Annotated in this window: 17 protein-coding genes; 7 read left to right on the top strand and 10 right to left on the bottom strand. The window is 73.6% G+C overall.

Features of this window, described 5'->3' with window-relative positions; genetic code table 11:
- Positions 1-8: 8 nt before the first annotated feature.
- Positions 9-818 carry a class I SAM-dependent methyltransferase gene (locus ACIQMJ_RS11195; protein WP_499760802.1) on the bottom strand — a complete coding sequence of 270 codons (810 nt, stop codon included), beginning with the start codon at positions 816-818 and terminating at the stop codon, positions 9-11.
- A 95-nt stretch (positions 819-913) separates the two neighbouring features.
- Here ACIQMJ_RS11195 and ACIQMJ_RS11190 point away from each other — a divergent pair, with 95 nt between their 5' ends.
- A complete protein-coding gene (locus ACIQMJ_RS11190) occupies positions 914-1246 on the top strand; it encodes a YnfA family protein (protein ID WP_499760801.1) in 333 nt (110 codons plus the stop codon).
- Complete coding sequence (locus ACIQMJ_RS11185; RefSeq protein ID WP_499760800.1) at positions 1243-2133, top strand: aminoglycoside phosphotransferase family protein; 891 nt, start codon at positions 1243-1245, stop codon at positions 2131-2133. The genes ACIQMJ_RS11190 and ACIQMJ_RS11185 overlap by 4 nt, the downstream gene beginning before the upstream one ends.
- Positions 2134-2141: 8 nt before the next feature.
- Here the strand turns inward: ACIQMJ_RS11185 and ACIQMJ_RS11180 are convergent, their stop codons facing one another.
- A complete protein-coding gene (locus ACIQMJ_RS11180; RefSeq protein ID WP_499760799.1) occupies positions 2142-3113 on the bottom strand; it encodes a pirin family protein in 972 nt (323 codons plus the stop codon).
- 32 nt (positions 3114-3145) lie between these two features.
- The gene (locus ACIQMJ_RS11175) at positions 3146-3973 is read right to left on the bottom strand and encodes a peptidoglycan-binding domain-containing protein (RefSeq protein WP_499760798.1); all 828 of its coding nucleotides are present in this window, start codon (positions 3971-3973) and stop codon (positions 3146-3148) included.
- 344 nt (positions 3974-4317) lie between these two features.
- Here ACIQMJ_RS11175 and ACIQMJ_RS11170 point away from each other — a divergent pair, with 344 nt between their 5' ends.
- Complete coding sequence (locus ACIQMJ_RS11170; RefSeq protein WP_499760797.1) at positions 4318-4533, top strand: hypothetical protein; 216 nt, start codon at positions 4318-4320, stop codon at positions 4531-4533.
- A 48-nt stretch (positions 4534-4581) separates the two neighbouring features.
- Here ACIQMJ_RS11170 and ACIQMJ_RS11165 read toward each other — a convergent pair whose 3' ends face one another.
- The 5 genes from ACIQMJ_RS11165 to ACIQMJ_RS11145 form a co-directional block, all read right to left on the bottom strand.
- The gene (locus ACIQMJ_RS11165; RefSeq protein WP_499760796.1) at positions 4582-5274 is read right to left on the bottom strand and encodes a dTMP kinase; all 693 of its coding nucleotides are present in this window, start codon (positions 5272-5274) and stop codon (positions 4582-4584) included.
- The gene (locus tag ACIQMJ_RS11160; protein ID WP_499760795.1) at positions 5271-6173 is read right to left on the bottom strand and encodes a hypothetical protein; all 903 of its coding nucleotides are present in this window, start codon (positions 6171-6173) and stop codon (positions 5271-5273) included. Before ACIQMJ_RS11160 ends, ACIQMJ_RS11165 begins: the two co-directional genes overlap by 4 nt.
- Positions 6166-6891 (bottom strand): hypothetical protein, encoded by a 726-nt coding sequence (locus ACIQMJ_RS11155; RefSeq protein WP_499760794.1) that lies wholly within the window; start codon positions 6889-6891, stop codon positions 6166-6168. Before ACIQMJ_RS11155 ends, ACIQMJ_RS11160 begins: the two co-directional genes overlap by 8 nt.
- On the bottom strand, positions 6888-9074 hold the full coding sequence (gene asnB / locus ACIQMJ_RS11150; RefSeq protein ID WP_499760793.1) for an asparagine synthase (glutamine-hydrolyzing): 2187 nt from the start codon (positions 9072-9074) through the stop codon (positions 6888-6890). The genes ACIQMJ_RS11155 and asnB overlap by 4 nt, the downstream gene beginning before the upstream one ends.
- Before the next feature lie 201 nt (positions 9075-9275).
- On the bottom strand, positions 9276-10274 hold the full coding sequence (locus ACIQMJ_RS11145) for a diiron oxygenase (RefSeq protein WP_499760792.1): 999 nt from the start codon (positions 10272-10274) through the stop codon (positions 9276-9278).
- 229 nt (positions 10275-10503) lie between these two features.
- On the opposite strand from ACIQMJ_RS11145, the gene ACIQMJ_RS11140 reads away from it, so the two are divergent.
- Together ACIQMJ_RS11140 and ACIQMJ_RS11135 are read left to right on the top strand one after the other, a co-directional pair.
- Complete coding sequence (locus ACIQMJ_RS11140) at positions 10504-11766, top strand: MFS transporter (protein WP_499760791.1); 1263 nt, start codon at positions 10504-10506, stop codon at positions 11764-11766.
- Between the two features lie 91 nt (positions 11767-11857).
- Entirely contained in the window at positions 11858-12058 is a 201-nt protein-coding gene (locus ACIQMJ_RS11135) for an antitoxin (RefSeq protein ID WP_141976088.1), read from the top strand.
- Positions 12059-12109: 51 nt separating this feature from the next.
- On the opposite strand, the gene ACIQMJ_RS11130 is transcribed toward ACIQMJ_RS11135, so the two are convergent.
- Together ACIQMJ_RS11130 and ACIQMJ_RS11125 are read right to left on the bottom strand one after the other, a co-directional pair.
- Entirely contained in the window at positions 12110-12346 is a 237-nt protein-coding gene (locus ACIQMJ_RS11130) for a hypothetical protein (RefSeq protein ID WP_499760790.1), read from the bottom strand.
- A gap of 168 nt (positions 12347-12514) precedes the next feature.
- The gene (locus ACIQMJ_RS11125) at positions 12515-12901 is read right to left on the bottom strand and encodes an ATP-binding protein (RefSeq protein WP_499760789.1); all 387 of its coding nucleotides are present in this window, start codon (positions 12899-12901) and stop codon (positions 12515-12517) included.
- A gap of 168 nt (positions 12902-13069) precedes the next feature.
- Here ACIQMJ_RS11125 and ACIQMJ_RS11120 point away from each other — a divergent pair, with 168 nt between their 5' ends.
- The gene (locus tag ACIQMJ_RS11120; protein WP_499760788.1) at positions 13070-13393 is read left to right on the top strand and encodes an STAS domain-containing protein; all 324 of its coding nucleotides are present in this window, start codon (positions 13070-13072) and stop codon (positions 13391-13393) included.
- Positions 13394-13615: 222 nt separating this feature from the next.
- Positions 13616-13933, top strand: coding sequence for a hypothetical protein (locus tag ACIQMJ_RS11115; RefSeq protein WP_499760787.1), 318 nt, complete (start codon positions 13616-13618; stop codon positions 13931-13933).
- The last annotated feature ends 2 nt before the right edge of the window (positions 13934-13935 follow it).

Here is a 13935-nt window from a genome sequence, read left to right as displayed (position 1 = left end):
CGGCCACGTCACGCCTTCGCGGTCACGAGCCGGGCGGTGCCGCGCAACCGCACCGCGTCACCGTCCGCGAACGGGGCGAGCGCCGCCGCCACCGCCTCGCGAATGTCGTCCACAGTGGACGGTGAGGCGTCGCGCAGGGCGAACCGCACCGGCCCCCAGCCCATGATGAACTCCGCCGCGTCGGCGACGTCACGCCCCCACACCTGGTCCGCCTCCACCGCCTCGGCGGTGACGTCGGTGAACCCCGCGCCGGTGAGCACCCGGTCGACCACGGCCGGGTCGGACAGCGACAGCGGCCCGGTGCCGGTCGACGTCGACACCGGCGTGCCCCCGAACGCGGCGAACACCCCGGCCAGGTCGCCGAGGTCCCGCATCGACAGGAACGCGAGCCGGCCGCCGGGCTTGAGCGCGCCGCGGATGTTGGCGAACGCCGCGACCGGGTCGGCGAAGAACATCACCCCGAACCGGCTGACCGCCACGTCGAACGCGTGCGGCGGGAACGGGAACACCTGCGCGTCACCCTGCTGGTAGGTCAGGTTGGGCACGCCCACCGCGGCCATCCGCGCGCGGGACAGCATCGGACCGGACAGGTCGACGCCGAGCACCCGCGCGGCGCGCTGGGCGGCCAGCCAGGCGATCCGGCCGTTGCCGCAGCCGACGTCGAGCACCCGGTGGTGCGGCGCGATGTCGGCCGCGGCGAGCAGCATGTCGTTGAAACCGCTGTTCACGGCGTCGTAGCGGTCCTGGTTCCCGGCCCAGTGCTTGCCCTCGTACCCGTTCCACGCCTCGGCCTGGTGGGTGTTGACGATCTTCGGCACGGTGCCGTCCCTTCGTTGTGAACGCTTGTTCATGAACAACTGTTCACGTCCGGTTCGGGTGTTGTCAAGAGCGGACGCCGGCTATCGTCGCGACCGTGACCGTGGTCCGCTCGCTGCTGTTGTTCGCGCTGGCCGCGTTCGCCGAGATCGGCGGCGCGTGGCTCGTCTGGCAGGGCGTGCGCGAGCACCGCGGCCTGCTGTGGGTCGGCGCGGGCGTGGCGGCGCTCGGCCTGTACGGGTTCGTGGCGACGTTGCAGCCCGACGCCCACTTCGCCCGCATCCTCGCCGCGTACGGCGGGGTGTTCGTGGTCGGGTCGCTCGCGTGGGGCGTGGTGGTGGACGGGTTCCGGCCCGACCGGTGGGACTACGCCGGCGCGGCGATCTGCCTGGCCGGCATGGCCGTGATCATGTACGCGCCGCGGCCGTGAAGGTGCCCGAGGCGCTGACGGCGTCCTACCGGAGCACCGACTGGGGCCGGGCGTGGCCGGCCGCGCTGCCGAACCAGGCCGCCGACGTCCTCGACCGGTGGGTGCTGCGGCCGGACGGCTCGGCGGGCAACGGCATGGCGTCGCTCGTGCTGCCGGTGGTGCGCGCCGACGGCACGCCCGCCGTGGTGAAGCTGCACCCCGTCACCGAGGACAACGCCGCCGCGGCGATCGGGCTGCGCGCCTGGGACGGCGACGGCGCGGTCCGGCTGCTCGACCACGAGCCGGGCGCGATGCTGCTCGAACGGCTGGACGCGAGCCGCGCGCTGTCCTCGCCGGCCGACGACGCGAACGCCCTGCGCGTCCTCGCCGACCTCCTCGCGCGCCTGGTCGCCGTGCCGGCTCCGGCGGGCGTGCGGCGGCTGGCCGACATCGCGTCCGCCATGCTCGACCAGGTCGCGGGTGCGGAGTCCGCGTTGCGCACGGCCGCGGACCGGGCCTTGGTGCGCACGTGCGCGTCGGCTGTGGCCGAGGTGGTGGGGGAGGCCGGCGACCGGCTGCTGCACTGGGACCTGCACTACGACAACGTGCTGGCGGGCGAGCGGGAGCCGTGGCTGGCGATCGACCCGGAACCGCTGGCCGGCGACCCCGGTTTCGACCTGCTGCCCGCCCTGGACAGCCGCTGGGACGCCGTGGTCGCCACGGGTGACGTGCCCCGCGCCGTGCTGCGCCGCTTCGACCTGCTGACCGGCACCCTGGACGTGGACTGCGACCGCGCCACGGGCTGGACCCTGGGCCGGGTGCTCCAGAACGCGTTGTGGGACGGCGGGACCGCGCTCAACCCCGAGCAGGTCGCGATCGCCCACGCCCTGCTCGACCGCCGGGCCTGACGGATCGGTCAGGCCGGGGGTGGGTTGCCGCGCGGGCGGAGGCGGCCCATCGGCAGGGGTGGTGCCGGGAGGCGGGCGCCGGGGTAGCCCTCGACGCGGCCGAAGCGGTCCGACTCGGCCTGCCACTGGTCGCGGTAGTGGGCGATCTCCTCGTGGGTGCGGCCGACGAAGTTCCACCACATGACCAGGTCCTCGCCCAGCGGTTCGCCGCCCAGCAGGACCACGCGGGCCGGGGCGTCGGTGACGTTGGCCAGGTGCAGCGCCGTCGCGCCCACGCCGACGTACCCGAGCGCGCCGCGCGCCAGCGCCGTGCCGCCCAGCTCCACCGCGCCGACGTCGACCAGCACACCGTGCTCGAACGCCGCGTCCACGTCCAGCGCCAGTCGCGCGCCCGGCTCCAGCACGACCTCCGCGCCCAACAACGGCGTGAACGTGCGCACCGGCGACGTCCGGCCCGCGACCGTGCCCAGGAACACCCGGGCGGAAGCGCCGTCCAGCGCCACCGCCTCGGGCGCGTAGTGCTGGAAGTCGCGCGGCGCGTCGCGGTGGGCGTCGGGCAGCGCGATCCACAGCTGCACGCCGTGCAGCACGGTCGTCTCCGGCGTCGACACCTCGGAGTGGCAGATGCCGTGCCCGGCCGTCATCAGGTTCAGCTCGCCCGGCCGCACCACGGCGTGCACGCCCAGGCTGTCGCGGTGCTCGATCTCGCCGCTGAACAGCCAGCTCGCGGTCTGCAGGCCGGTGTGCGGGTGCGGCGCGACGTCCATGCCCCCGCTGACCGAGACGTCGTCGGGCCCGTAGTGGTCGGCGAAGCACCACGCGCCGATCAGCGAGCGCGACCGCTGCGGCAGCGTGCGCCGCACCGTCATCGCGCGCGGCCCGCCCAGCGGCACGTCGCGGGGGTCGAGCACCTCGACCGCCGCGACGCCGGACGTGCTCCGGCAGATCAGCTCGGACGGGCGGGTCTCCACGTTGCTCATCACGACCCCGTTCGGACGGTCATCGCACCATCCTAGAGCCGCTGGTACTCCTCCCAGGTCCGCTTGGGCGTCACGACCGGCCCGTCGTCGGGGCCGCGGTCGGCCAGCCCGTTGAAGCCCAGGTAGTAGTCGCCCGCCTGGTTGCGCGCGCCGGTGGACAGGTCCGGGTCGGCCAGCGCGATCGCATGGATGTGGTAGTCGAAGCCCTGCGCGGGCGTGCGGACCCAGGCCGCGAACCCGACCTGCCGCAGCACCCTGGCCACCGTGGTGCGGGTGGTCGCGGTCATGCCCGACACCGAGATGTCCAACGCGCCGCCGCCGTCGTGGGTGCCCGCCGAACCGGGCACGCCGCCGGGGTTGTACGAGCCCTGCGTGATGCCCAGCGACCGGCCCAGCAGCCGTTCCGCCTCGACCAGCATGGCCTTCGTGCGGGCGTTCATCAGCGCGCTGTGGTAGGTCACGCGGCTGCCCGCCGACACCACGCGCGTGACCGCGTAGGTCGTCTCGCCCAGCAGCCGCAACGACGTCGGGCCGGGCATGCCGGAGGCGTCGAGCCCGGTGTAGCCGAGCGAGCGCTGGTAGGCCGCGTAGGCGTCGATCGTGCGGGTGCCGAAGTGCCCGTCGACGTAGGTCGAGGCGAGGTGCCCCTTCGCGGCGAGCGCCTGCTCCACCAGCCGCACGCTGTCGCCGCTGCCCGGCGTGAGCGCCGAGTCGGCCCGGCGCGGGTCGATCTGCGCGGCCTTGAGCACGGCTTCCATGTCGACCACGGGCAGGGCGACGGCCTGCGGCGCGGCGGCCGCCGGCGTCGCCAGGCCGACCAACCCGACCAGCGCACCGACCACTGCGACTCTGATCTTCACCACGTCCCCCTCCGGTCGACCTCCGACGGTCCGGGGGCCAGTCAAGCGCGGTTCGGCAGTTCCTCGCAAGAGTCGATCACAGTTGGTTGGAGATTGACGGGCTTCGTCCCGTGCACGGTCGTGGAGTAGAGTCCTCCTGGTTGGGGCACGAGCTGTCGGCACGAGGTCGGCGCGGTCCCCGACCCAGTCCGGCCGCATCCCAGGGCCGGGGACGGGAGCACCGGCTTGTCGCCGGACCATCCGTTCACATCATCTACCCCTATCGCCCGCAGGCACGCCGGTCCGATCACCCACGCTCGCGACACGCGTGGTTCGGCCCTGCCGGCAGGGGAGGCGGGGTCGTCATGACGCAGACCAAACCTGGTCGTTCCCAGGGCGCGGCCGTCGGTTTCGCCGACGCGCGCGCCGCGGCCGACCGGGCCGAGACCGTCCAGCGCCACCTGGCCGCCCGCACCGTCGCGGACAACTCGGTCGACGCGGACGACTGCCGCGAGCTGCTGCTCATGCTCGGGCTGCCCGACCCGGAACCGGCCGGCTCCCACCCGGCCGGGGCCTTCTGACCCGAGCGCGGTGGCCGGCGGCGTGACCCGCCGTCGGCCTCGCCGTGCTCACCCGTGCCGGCGCAGGGCTTCCAGCACGGCGTTCCGCGTGGAATCGGCCGTGTCCCGCGCGGTCTCGTCCGCGGCGACCGCGACGGTCGTCCAGTCGCGCTCGCGGGCCATCTCCTTGAGCACGCCCAACCCGCGGCTCTGGTAGTCCACGAAGCTGGCCCGGTCCAGCCCGCCGTAGCCGGCGTGCAGGCCGAGCTCGGTGGGCCGGAAGTCGGCGCGGCGGTCGAACACGGTGGCCACGTCGGCGTCCAGCAGGACGACGTGGTCCGGCTCGCGCGCGCTCGCGAACACCGTCTCCAGGTCCTCGCGCCGGAAGCCCTGGCCGAGCAGCTTCGACCAGAACTTGTAGTACCAGCCGTCCACCACCACGTCGTGCCCGCTGTCCAGCACCGGGCCGAGGACGCACGTCGAGTGGGCGGTGAACCACGACGCCTGCAACGTCACCCAGAACGCGGGCTCCAGGTCACGCGAGTCGCCGCTGTGCCACAGCATCTGCGCCAGGTGCTCCATCAACGCGGCCGCGAACGGCGACGTGCCCGACCTGGCCCGGCGCGGGACGAACACGACGCCGGAGGGTTCCCGGCCCGGCGCCGCCAGCCACTGCTCGTAGGTCAGGTCGGCGACCAGGCCCGCGAGCGTGGTCTTGCCGACGCCGTCGATGCCCTCCAGTGCCACGAACCGGCCCGTCACGGCACCGCTTCCCCGCGCACCCGGCCCACCACCGCCTGCCGGCCGAGCACCGACACCGCCTCGTCCAGCCGGTCCGCGGGCACGGTGAACGCGAACGCCGGACCGTCGACCGGCGCGTCCACCTCCACACCGCCCCCGGTCCGCTCCGCGACCACCGCGGCGAGCCGGTCCACGCCGCCCGCCGCGCCCGCCGCCAGCAGGCCGCGCCGCGCGCACTCCAGCACCGCCTCGACCTCGTCCGCGACCACGACGGCGTCACCCGGTCGCACCGGCACCCGCCCGACCACCCGGTCCGCCGGCGCCACGCCCCACGCCGAGCCCGCCAGCTCCCACGGCCCGGTGCGCACGGTGCCCTCGGCCAGGCTCGCGCCGTAGACCGCCAGCCGGGTCCGCAGGCCGTGCCGGACCCACTCCGCCGCGTCCGGCGGCGCGTCCTCGGGCACGGTGAGGTCCACGACGCACCCCGTCGGCCGCACGCCGGCCACTACCACCTCCGCGCACACCGCGTCCGCCGCACGCCGCCCGCAGCCCTCGAACTCCTCCCGCGTCGACGGCGTCACGCCCTCCGCCGTGCGCACCACCGTGACCAGCACGGACGAACCACCGACGGGCACGACCACCCGGTCACCGGCGGTGTCCTCGGACGGCGACGCGACCTGTTCCACGACCCCGGCGTCCACCATGTCCCGGAACGCCGTCGTCACCCGTTCGACGGGCACGCCGACCCGCTCGCACAGCCCGGCGACCGTGCTGCGGCCGTCCAGCTCGGTCCACAGCCACGTCGACCCGGACGGCACCGCCACCGTGCCCGTCGGGCTCTTGAGCGCGAGCTTCCCGGCCACCCGCCGCACCCGCACGTCCAGCCGCCGCCGCCACACCGACCCCAGCACGTCAGGCATGCAGATCGACCTCCGCCATCACGGCCCGGGTGTCGGCCACGGTCCGGCGCGCCCACCGCGGCGCGCCCAGCACGGGCAGGTCCGCCGTGGTCTGCACCTCCCAGAACCGCTCGTAGTCCAGCTCGACGGGCTTCGCGTCCCGCATCGCGCGGGCCCGCCACTTCGGGTTGCGGCTGAAGCACCGCCGACCCGCCAGGAGGCCGTCCACGGTCCGCAGGAACGCCTCCCGCGCCGAGATGACCGCGCTGTCCACGTCACCCACCGCCAGCTGACCCAGGCAGTCCTCGGCGAACGAGTCAGCGTAGGTGAAGTGCTCCTGGATCGTCATGAACCGGTGCGCCGAGCGGTCGAGCCGCTCCTGCACCTCGCGCAACCGCGGCTCGCCCGCGACCACGAGGGCGTGCGCGATCCGCTCCAGCAGCAGCCACTCGCGGATCGGCACCGAGTCGATGAAGTCGCCGCGCCTGGCCACGTCCCACGACACCTTGTCGAACAGGGCCTCCAGCTTGTCCCCGGAGATGGCGTGGATGTCCACCATCGGCCGGCTCCCCGCCGCCGGCACCACCACCGACGCGTCCCGCGGCGCGCCCAGCACGTAGGCGTCCACGTCGCTGCCCGGGTTGCTCCAGCCGCGCGCGATCGACCCGCCGACGAACACGCACCAGCCGCCCAGCTCCTGCTCGGCGACGACGTCCGCGACCCAGTCCCAGCCCGTCACGGCGCCACCCCGACCAGGCTCGGCCGCAGCACCAGGTACCCGGTCTCGACGCACAGGTCCAGGTACTCCGCGACCTCGTCGAGCCCGATGCCGGCGACCTCGACCAGCTCGGCCACCGACCGCGCGCCGTCGACCGCCCGCAGGAACCGCACCCAGCCGGGCGCGAGCGCCTCGTCCACGGTGTGCGTCACCGCCAAGTCCTTGATCAGCAACCAGGTGCCGTCGGCCTCGTCCCGGGCGAACCGCGCACCCGGACCGAACGCGACCACCGACGTCGGCCGCACCTCGACCCCGCCCAGCGCCGCGTCCACCGCGTCCCGGTCGGCCTCGACCGACTTCGCCAGCAACGTCACCCGCTCCGGCCGGAACGGTTCCCGCTCGCCGCGCGCCAGCACGTCCAGCAGCCCCAGGTTCACCACCCGCAACGGGACCTGCGGGTGCAGCGGCGAGCGGCCCGCCTTCAGCGCGGCGACCGTGCGGCGCAGCGCGTCGCCGTCGACGTACTCGGCCATCCTCGGCCCGGCCAGCGCCTCCTCGACCAGCGCCATCCCGTCCCGGTTCAGCGCGTCCACCACGAGCCCGTGCGCGAAGTGGGCCGTGCGGCCGTTGAAGAACGGCTTCTTCTCCCTCCGCACCACCGACTCCGGCAGCACGTCCCGCACCGCCTCGCGCGCCATCCACTTGTCCCACAGCAGCCGTTCGCGCAGGGACGGCGGCACGCTGGTGGACAGGTCGACCAGCCGCCGGTCCAGGAACGGCACCCGCGCCTCGACGCCGCTGCCCGCCGCGTTGCGGTCCTCGTGCCAGCAGTTGTACTGCTGCACGTCCCGCCACTTCCACTTCAGGAAGTCCGCGTAGGAGTCGACGCCGCGCGGGTCGTCGGCCAGCGCGGGCAGCGTCAGCAGCAGCGGGGCCCTCTGCGTCAACCACGGCGCGAACTCGGGCCGCACGACGCGCGCCACGGCCAGCCGGTCGATGTTCGCCTCGAACCGCCGCCACCCGCCGCCCATCGACAGCAGGTCGGAGTAGCCGCCGTTGAACTCGTCCGCGCCCGAGCCGAGCAGCGTCGCCTTCATCCCCGGCCGCAGCGCCTTCGCCACCCGGTACAGGCTGTACTTGTAGTACTGCTCCGGACCCGTCAGCGGCGTCTCCATCAGCCACAGCAGGTTCTTCCAGTCCGCGGGCGAGGGCACCGCGCCCGGTGGCAGCGCGGCGACCGTGTTCGGGATGCCCAGGAACTCCGCGACCTCCCGCGCGTGCCCGACGTCGCCGTTGAGGACGGTGGCCTGGGTGGCGACGGTGAACGTGTGCACGGGCTGGCCGAGCTTCGCCGCGATGGCCGCGATGGCGGCCGAGTCGACGCCGCCGCTGAGGAACAGCCCCAGCTCCACCTCGGCCATCAACGAGTCCTCGACCGAGCTCCACAGCAGCTCCCGGTAGCGCGCCACGTACTCGGCGGCGCTGGGCGCGTCGGCCTCGGGCAGCGGCCCGCCGGGCTGCCAGTAGCGGTGCACGTCCGTGCGGCCGGTGGCCAGGTCGATCGTCACCACGGTGCCGCCCGCGACCTTGCGCACGCCGCGGAACCACGTGTTGACCTCGCCGGTGCTCATCGCGGAGAAGTTGCTCAGGCCCTGCTCGGCCAGCCCGCCGACCCAGTCGACCTCGCGCGGCACGTCCGGGTGGTCGAACAGCACCTTGATCTCGGAGCCGAACACCACGGTGTCGCCCGCGAACGCGTAGAACATCGGCTTGCAGGCGAACGGGTCGGTGGCCAGCACCAGCCGGTTGCGGCGCTTGTCGTGCAGCGCCAGCGCGAAGATGCCGCGCACGCCGTCCACGAAGTCCAGCCCGTCCCGCTCGTACAGTCCGATCAGGACCTCGCAGTCGGACCTGGTGCGCGGCCGGAAGTCCGGCAGCGTCCGCTCGAGCTCCTGGTGGTTGTAGACCTCGCCGTTGGCGATCAGCACGACCTGCTCGTCCGGGCCGACCAGCGGCTGGTTGCCGCTGTCCACGCCGACCAGAGACAGCCGGGTGAACGCGAACGACACCGCGTCGTCCAGGCGCAGGTTCACGTCGTCGGGGCCGCGGTGCTCCACCGTGGCCAGCATGCGTTCCAGCAGCGGCCTGGTCGTGCGCGGCAGGGTGGACCCACCCAGCGCGGCGACGCCACCCAGTCCACACATGGCGAATCTCCTCCGGAGGGTGTCGGTGGGCGGCACCGGCTCGCGCGCCGGTGCCGCCCGGTGGGTCACGCGACGACGGCGAAGAGCGCTTCGACGTCGACGACCTCTTCGGTCTTGGTCGGCTGCATGTGGTTCACCCCCTTAACGGGTCGGCTGCTCCCGGCCGTTGTGCGCGCGGCCGGCGGTTCTTGGCGCCCGCCGTCAGGCGGCGGGCAGGCCGGCGTCCTCGAACGCGTGCCGCACCTCGGTGTAGGCCAGGGCGCCGGCGGCCTCGAAGGCCCGCACGGCGGACTCGGCCACCCGCGCCCGCTGCGCGGCCACCCGGTCCTCGCCCATCGTCTCGGCCACGACGAGCGCGGCCTCGTCCTCGCTCAACCCCGCCTCGACCAGGTCGGCCGCGACGGGACCGAGGTCCGGGCGCAGGAAGATGTCGATCAGCGCCGGCACCAGCGCGCCGACCTCGACGCGGTCCGCGGGGGACAGCGCCGACCACACCTCGGCCAGCACGGCCGAGAAGTACCGGTGGTGCCTGGCCTCGTCCGACGCGTGGTCCCGCACCGCGTCCCGCAGGCCCGACGGCGCTTCACGGGCCCGGGGCAGCTGCGACAGCGTGCCGGTGATCAGCGTTTCGGACACGCCGACGAACACCAGTTCCAGCAACGCGGTCCGGCGGCGCGGCGCGGCGTCGACCAACCGCGCGAACGCGGCCGCGAACCCCGGCGGCCGGCGGCGTTCCGCCACCCCCGACCGGGCCTCGGACTGCATCAGCAGGTCGGTCGCCACCAGCGCGTGGTAAGCCTCGTCGGTGTAGACGCGCATCGCGTCGAGCCGCATTCGCGGCGGCAGGTCCAACCCGTAGCCGTGCGACGCGAGCGCCAGCGCCACCGGGTTGACGTACTTGGTCTCCAGCTCGATGGTGAAGCGGAGGTAGCGGTGCAAGTGTCGCAATTGGACGGTCGAGAAAGCCTCCGGTGACAGGGCCCGCACCAGCGGGTGGTCCGCCACCGCCATCAGCTCGCTCGGGAAGTACCGGCCTTCCTCCGCCACCAGCCTGCGCGGCGTGCGGCGCACGGAAGCCCGCTCGTCCCAGCGGTCGAACGGCGACCGGTAGTCGACGTCGCCGCCACCGCGCAGCAGTTCGGCCAACGGGCACGCGCTCAACGCCGTGCAGCCCAGGAACATCCCGACCGAGCCGCACACGTCAGGCCCTCGGCGCGACGGAACGGGAAGTCCTCAAAGAACTGTTCATGCCATCCCCCTGTCGGCGAGGCGTCCCCAACGCCCGCCGGCCACGGTGCCACAAGAACCGGTCCCGGGCAACGACTTCGGCGGTTCACCTCGGACCACTTCGGTATTCCACACCACGTGTCCCGGATAGATCCGCAATCCATTGAAAATCCCCGCCCGGCAGGGACTATGGTCCGTCGGTATGCGCGTGCAGGAGCCGGAGTCCGAGCGGGAGGCGTCCCGCCGGTTCTGGCGTTGGTGGAGCGCGTTGACCGTCAGCTCGGCGGGCGACGCGGTCACCACGGTCGCGCTGCCGCTCGTCGCGGTCACCGCGCTGGGCGCGTCCACCTTCGAGGCGAGCATGGTCGTGGCGGCCCGGTTCGCCGCCTGGGCGTTGATCGGCCTGCCCGCCGGGGTGGTCGTCGAGCGCTTCCCGTTGCGGCAGACGCAGATCGCGATGGACCTGGTCCGCGCGGTGGTGCTGGCGTCCGTGCCGGTCGCCGCCCTGCTGGACGCGCTGACGTTGACGCACGTCGTGCTGGTGTCGGCCGCGGTCGGGTTCGCCGGCGTGTTCTTCGACATCGCCAACGCCTCGTTCCTGCCGTCCATCGTGCCCGAGGCGGAGCTGACCGCGCGCAACAGCGTCACGTCCAGCTCCATCGCGGCGACCCAGCTCGGCGGCCCGGCCGCGGGCGGCCTGCTCATCCAGGCGGTCGGCGCGGTCGCGGCGGTCGTGGTGGACGTCGTCAGCTACCTCGTGTCGGCCGTCCTGCTGACCGGTCTGCCCTCACCGCCGCCGCACCCGCGCCCGGCCGAGGGCCGCGGCTCGCTGTGGACGATGATCGGCGTCGGCCTGCGGTACGTGGCCGGCCACCCGGTGATGCGGCCGTGCGTCCTCGCCGCCACGATCGTCAACCTCGGCGCGGGCGGCATCCTCGCCCTCACCGCCCCCTACCTGGTCAACACCCTGGGCTTCGGCCCCGAGTGGGTCGGCTTCGCCCTCGCCGCCGAGGGCGCGGGCAGCCTGGCCGGCGCGGCGCTGGCACCCGTCACGGCCCGCTGGTGGGGCAGCGCCCGCACCACCGTGCTGGTCGCCGTGTTCGGCGCGGCGACCGTGCTGCTGATGCCCCTGGCCGGCGCGGGCTGGCGGGTGGCGTTGTTCCTGGTCGGCAACGGCCTGTTCGCGGGCGCGGTCGTGCTCATGAGCGTGCTGTGGCGGACGCACCGCCAGACCGTCACCCCGCCAGACCTGCTGCCGCGCGTCCTCGCGACCGTCCGGTTCGTGTCGTGGAGCGCGTTCCCGGTCGGATCGCTCGCCATCGGCGGCGTCGCGACGGTCGTCGGCGACCACACCGCCCTCTGGCTGTCGTGCGCGGTGGTGTGCGTGGTGCCGCTGGTGCTCGTCGCGAGCCGGGTCCGCGCCCTGCACGACCTCGTCGACGATCGACCTGACTCGAACGGGTGAGTTGTCCCCGCGGACGCATCAACGGCACCGCGCCCCGGGTAGCCAATCCCCGGAGTGTCCACGAGGGACACCGGAGGAGGTTCGAGCGCAGATGGGCATCGGCGACAAGTTCGACGAGCTGAAGGACAAGGCCAAGGACGCTCTCGGCCAGCACGGCGACAAGGCGGACCAGGGCATCGACAAGGCCGGCCAGTTCGTCGACGAGCGGACCGGTGGACAGCACTCCGAGCACATCCAGACCGGCACGGACAAGGCCAAGGAGGGTCTGGACCGGTTCCGCGAGCAGCAGTAGGAGACGGCCGAGGGCCGCCCTCGCGTCGGAGGGCGGCCCTTCCGCGTCGGACTACGCCTTCGTGAGGCGCGAGGCGAGCAGCGCCTTGCCCTGCTCGGCGCCCTTGCGGCTCTCGCCCTGGGCGCGGCGGAAGAAGTCCGCCAGCTCGCTGTCGCCCGCCTGCTCGGCGTCGGCGATGTAGGTCTCCAGTCGCAGCGCGTTGGAAAGGCACGCCTCGACGAACCAGATGATGTTGTAGTCCTTGTCCTGGGTTCCGGTCACCTGACCGGTTTCGGTCGTGGTGGACACATGACCTCCTCACTAGTCGGCGCACCGGGGATACCCGTTTTCGACGCGCTGAACGCGGCGCGCGAATAAGTGCCGTACCCCTACGGACCACGACCCGGATTGCTACCGGACCGGCCGTCACCCGAAAGTGGAACGCGCCCCGGCCGGCCCCTGCCCGGTCGGGGCGTCTCAGCCGTCGAGCTCGGCCCACACGACCTTGCCGTCGGCGGTCGGCTCGGTACCCCAGGACCGGCTCAGCGCCGCCACGATGATCAGCCCGCGCCCCCGTGCCGAGTCGACCTGCACGGGTCTGGGCTGGGGCGGCGCGGACGACTGGTCGGCCACCTCGATCCGCAGCCCGGACTCGGTCCGCGTGACGGTCAGCCCGACCGGTCCGGTCGCGTGGTCCACGGCGTTGGACACCAGTTCGGTCACCACCAGGGCGGCGTCGTCGGCGGCGTCGGCCGACAAACCCCAGGCTTCCGCCGCGTCACCCACCACCTGCCGTGCCCGTGCCGATGAGCCCGCCGAAGCGGGCAGCGTCACGGCCACCGGCGCCGCTGGCTCATTGCGCACATCCGCTCCCCGTTGATCGGCCGTCACCGCATCGTCGCACATCCTCCACGCGGGCCACCGGCCGGTCGCGCCGACCGGTGCTCTGGCGGCGTCGGACGGCGTCCCGGTGACCAGCGCGCCTGACGGGGTGTCGGCAGGAGGGGGCCCCGGTGGCTAGGCTCGTGCCTCATGGAGTTGCAGGTGCGCAGTGAGGTGCGGGGCGACTGGACGGTCGTCGCGGTGTCGGGCGAACTGGACGCGGAAACCGTCCCCCTGCTGTCGGACCGCCTTGAGGAGAGCACGGGCGCCCACGTCGTGGTGGACCTGAGCGGCGTGCCGTTCATGGACACCACAGGACTGTCCCTCATGCTCGACTGGCACCGCAGGCTGGACGGCGAGGGCGGCCAGTTCCGGATGGCGTCGATGCAGCCCTCCGTGCACAAGCTGTTCCGCCTGACCGAGCTGACCGAGGTCATGCACATCCACGACACCGTCGAATCCGCCACGACGTGATCGTGACGCGCGCCGGTACCCCATCCGTGCTGCGCCTGAACGCCCCCAGCGAGGACGTGACCGCCCACATCGCCGCCCTGCGCGTCCGGCGGGGCCGGGGAACCGTCCACCTGCTCGACGCCGACCCGACCGCCGGCGCCATGCTCCTGGAACGCCTCGACCTGCACCACAGCGCCCTGGACCTGCCCTCCGAGGACGCCATGGCGGTCCTGGCCGGGCACGATGGTCCGCCGCCTGGCCATCCCCGCCCCACCCACCGCCCCCTCGACCGCCGACCTGGCCCGCCCCCGCGCCGAGGGCCCGCGCCCGGACTCGCTCGACCAAGCCCGCCCCTTCGACCCCGCCCTCCTCCGCGCGGGTGAGCAAGCTGCCGAGACCTTGGTCACCACCGACCCACCCCCGGCCGTCAACGGCGACCTGCACTCCGCCCAACTGCTCCCGGCCACCCGCGAACCCCGGCTGACCGTCGACCCGGTCCTACTGCGCGGCGAACCCGCCCACGACCTGGCGAAGGTTCTCTGGACCGAGTACTACCTCTAGGG

The organism is Actinosynnema sp. NPDC091369 (assembly GCF_044757065.1).
GTDB lineage: Bacteria > Actinomycetota > Actinomycetes > Mycobacteriales > Pseudonocardiaceae > Actinosynnema.
This window is presented reverse-complemented; position numbering and strand designations above follow the sequence as displayed.

What these genes read in the sequence shown, in the direction of transcription:
- ACIQMJ_RS11180 (WP_499760799.1), bottom strand. Translation starts at nt 3,113, where the DNA reads ATGAGCAACGTGGAGACCCGCCCGTCCGAGCTGATCTGCCGGAGCACG.
- ACIQMJ_RS11170 (WP_499760797.1), top strand. Translation starts at nt 4,318, where the DNA reads ATGACGCAGACCAAACCTGGTCGTTCCCAGGGCGCGGCCGTCGGTTTC.
- ACIQMJ_RS11160 (WP_499760795.1), bottom strand. Translation starts at nt 6,173, where the DNA reads ATGCCTGACGTGCTGGGGTCGGTGTGGCGGCGGCGGCTGGACGTGCGG.
- asnB (WP_499760793.1), bottom strand. Translation starts at nt 9,074, where the DNA reads ATGTGTGGACTGGGTGGCGTCGCCGCGCTGGGTGGGTCCACCCTGCCG.
- ACIQMJ_RS11140 (WP_499760791.1), top strand. Translation starts at nt 10,504, where the DNA reads ATGCGCGTGCAGGAGCCGGAGTCCGAGCGGGAGGCGTCCCGCCGGTTC.
- ACIQMJ_RS11135 (WP_141976088.1), top strand. Translation starts at nt 11,858, where the DNA reads ATGGGCATCGGCGACAAGTTCGACGAGCTGAAGGACAAGGCCAAGGAC.
- ACIQMJ_RS11120 (WP_499760788.1), top strand. Translation starts at nt 13,070, where the DNA reads ATGGAGTTGCAGGTGCGCAGTGAGGTGCGGGGCGACTGGACGGTCGTC.
- ACIQMJ_RS11115 (WP_499760787.1), top strand. Translation starts at nt 13,616, where the DNA reads ATGGTCCGCCGCCTGGCCATCCCCGCCCCACCCACCGCCCCCTCGACC.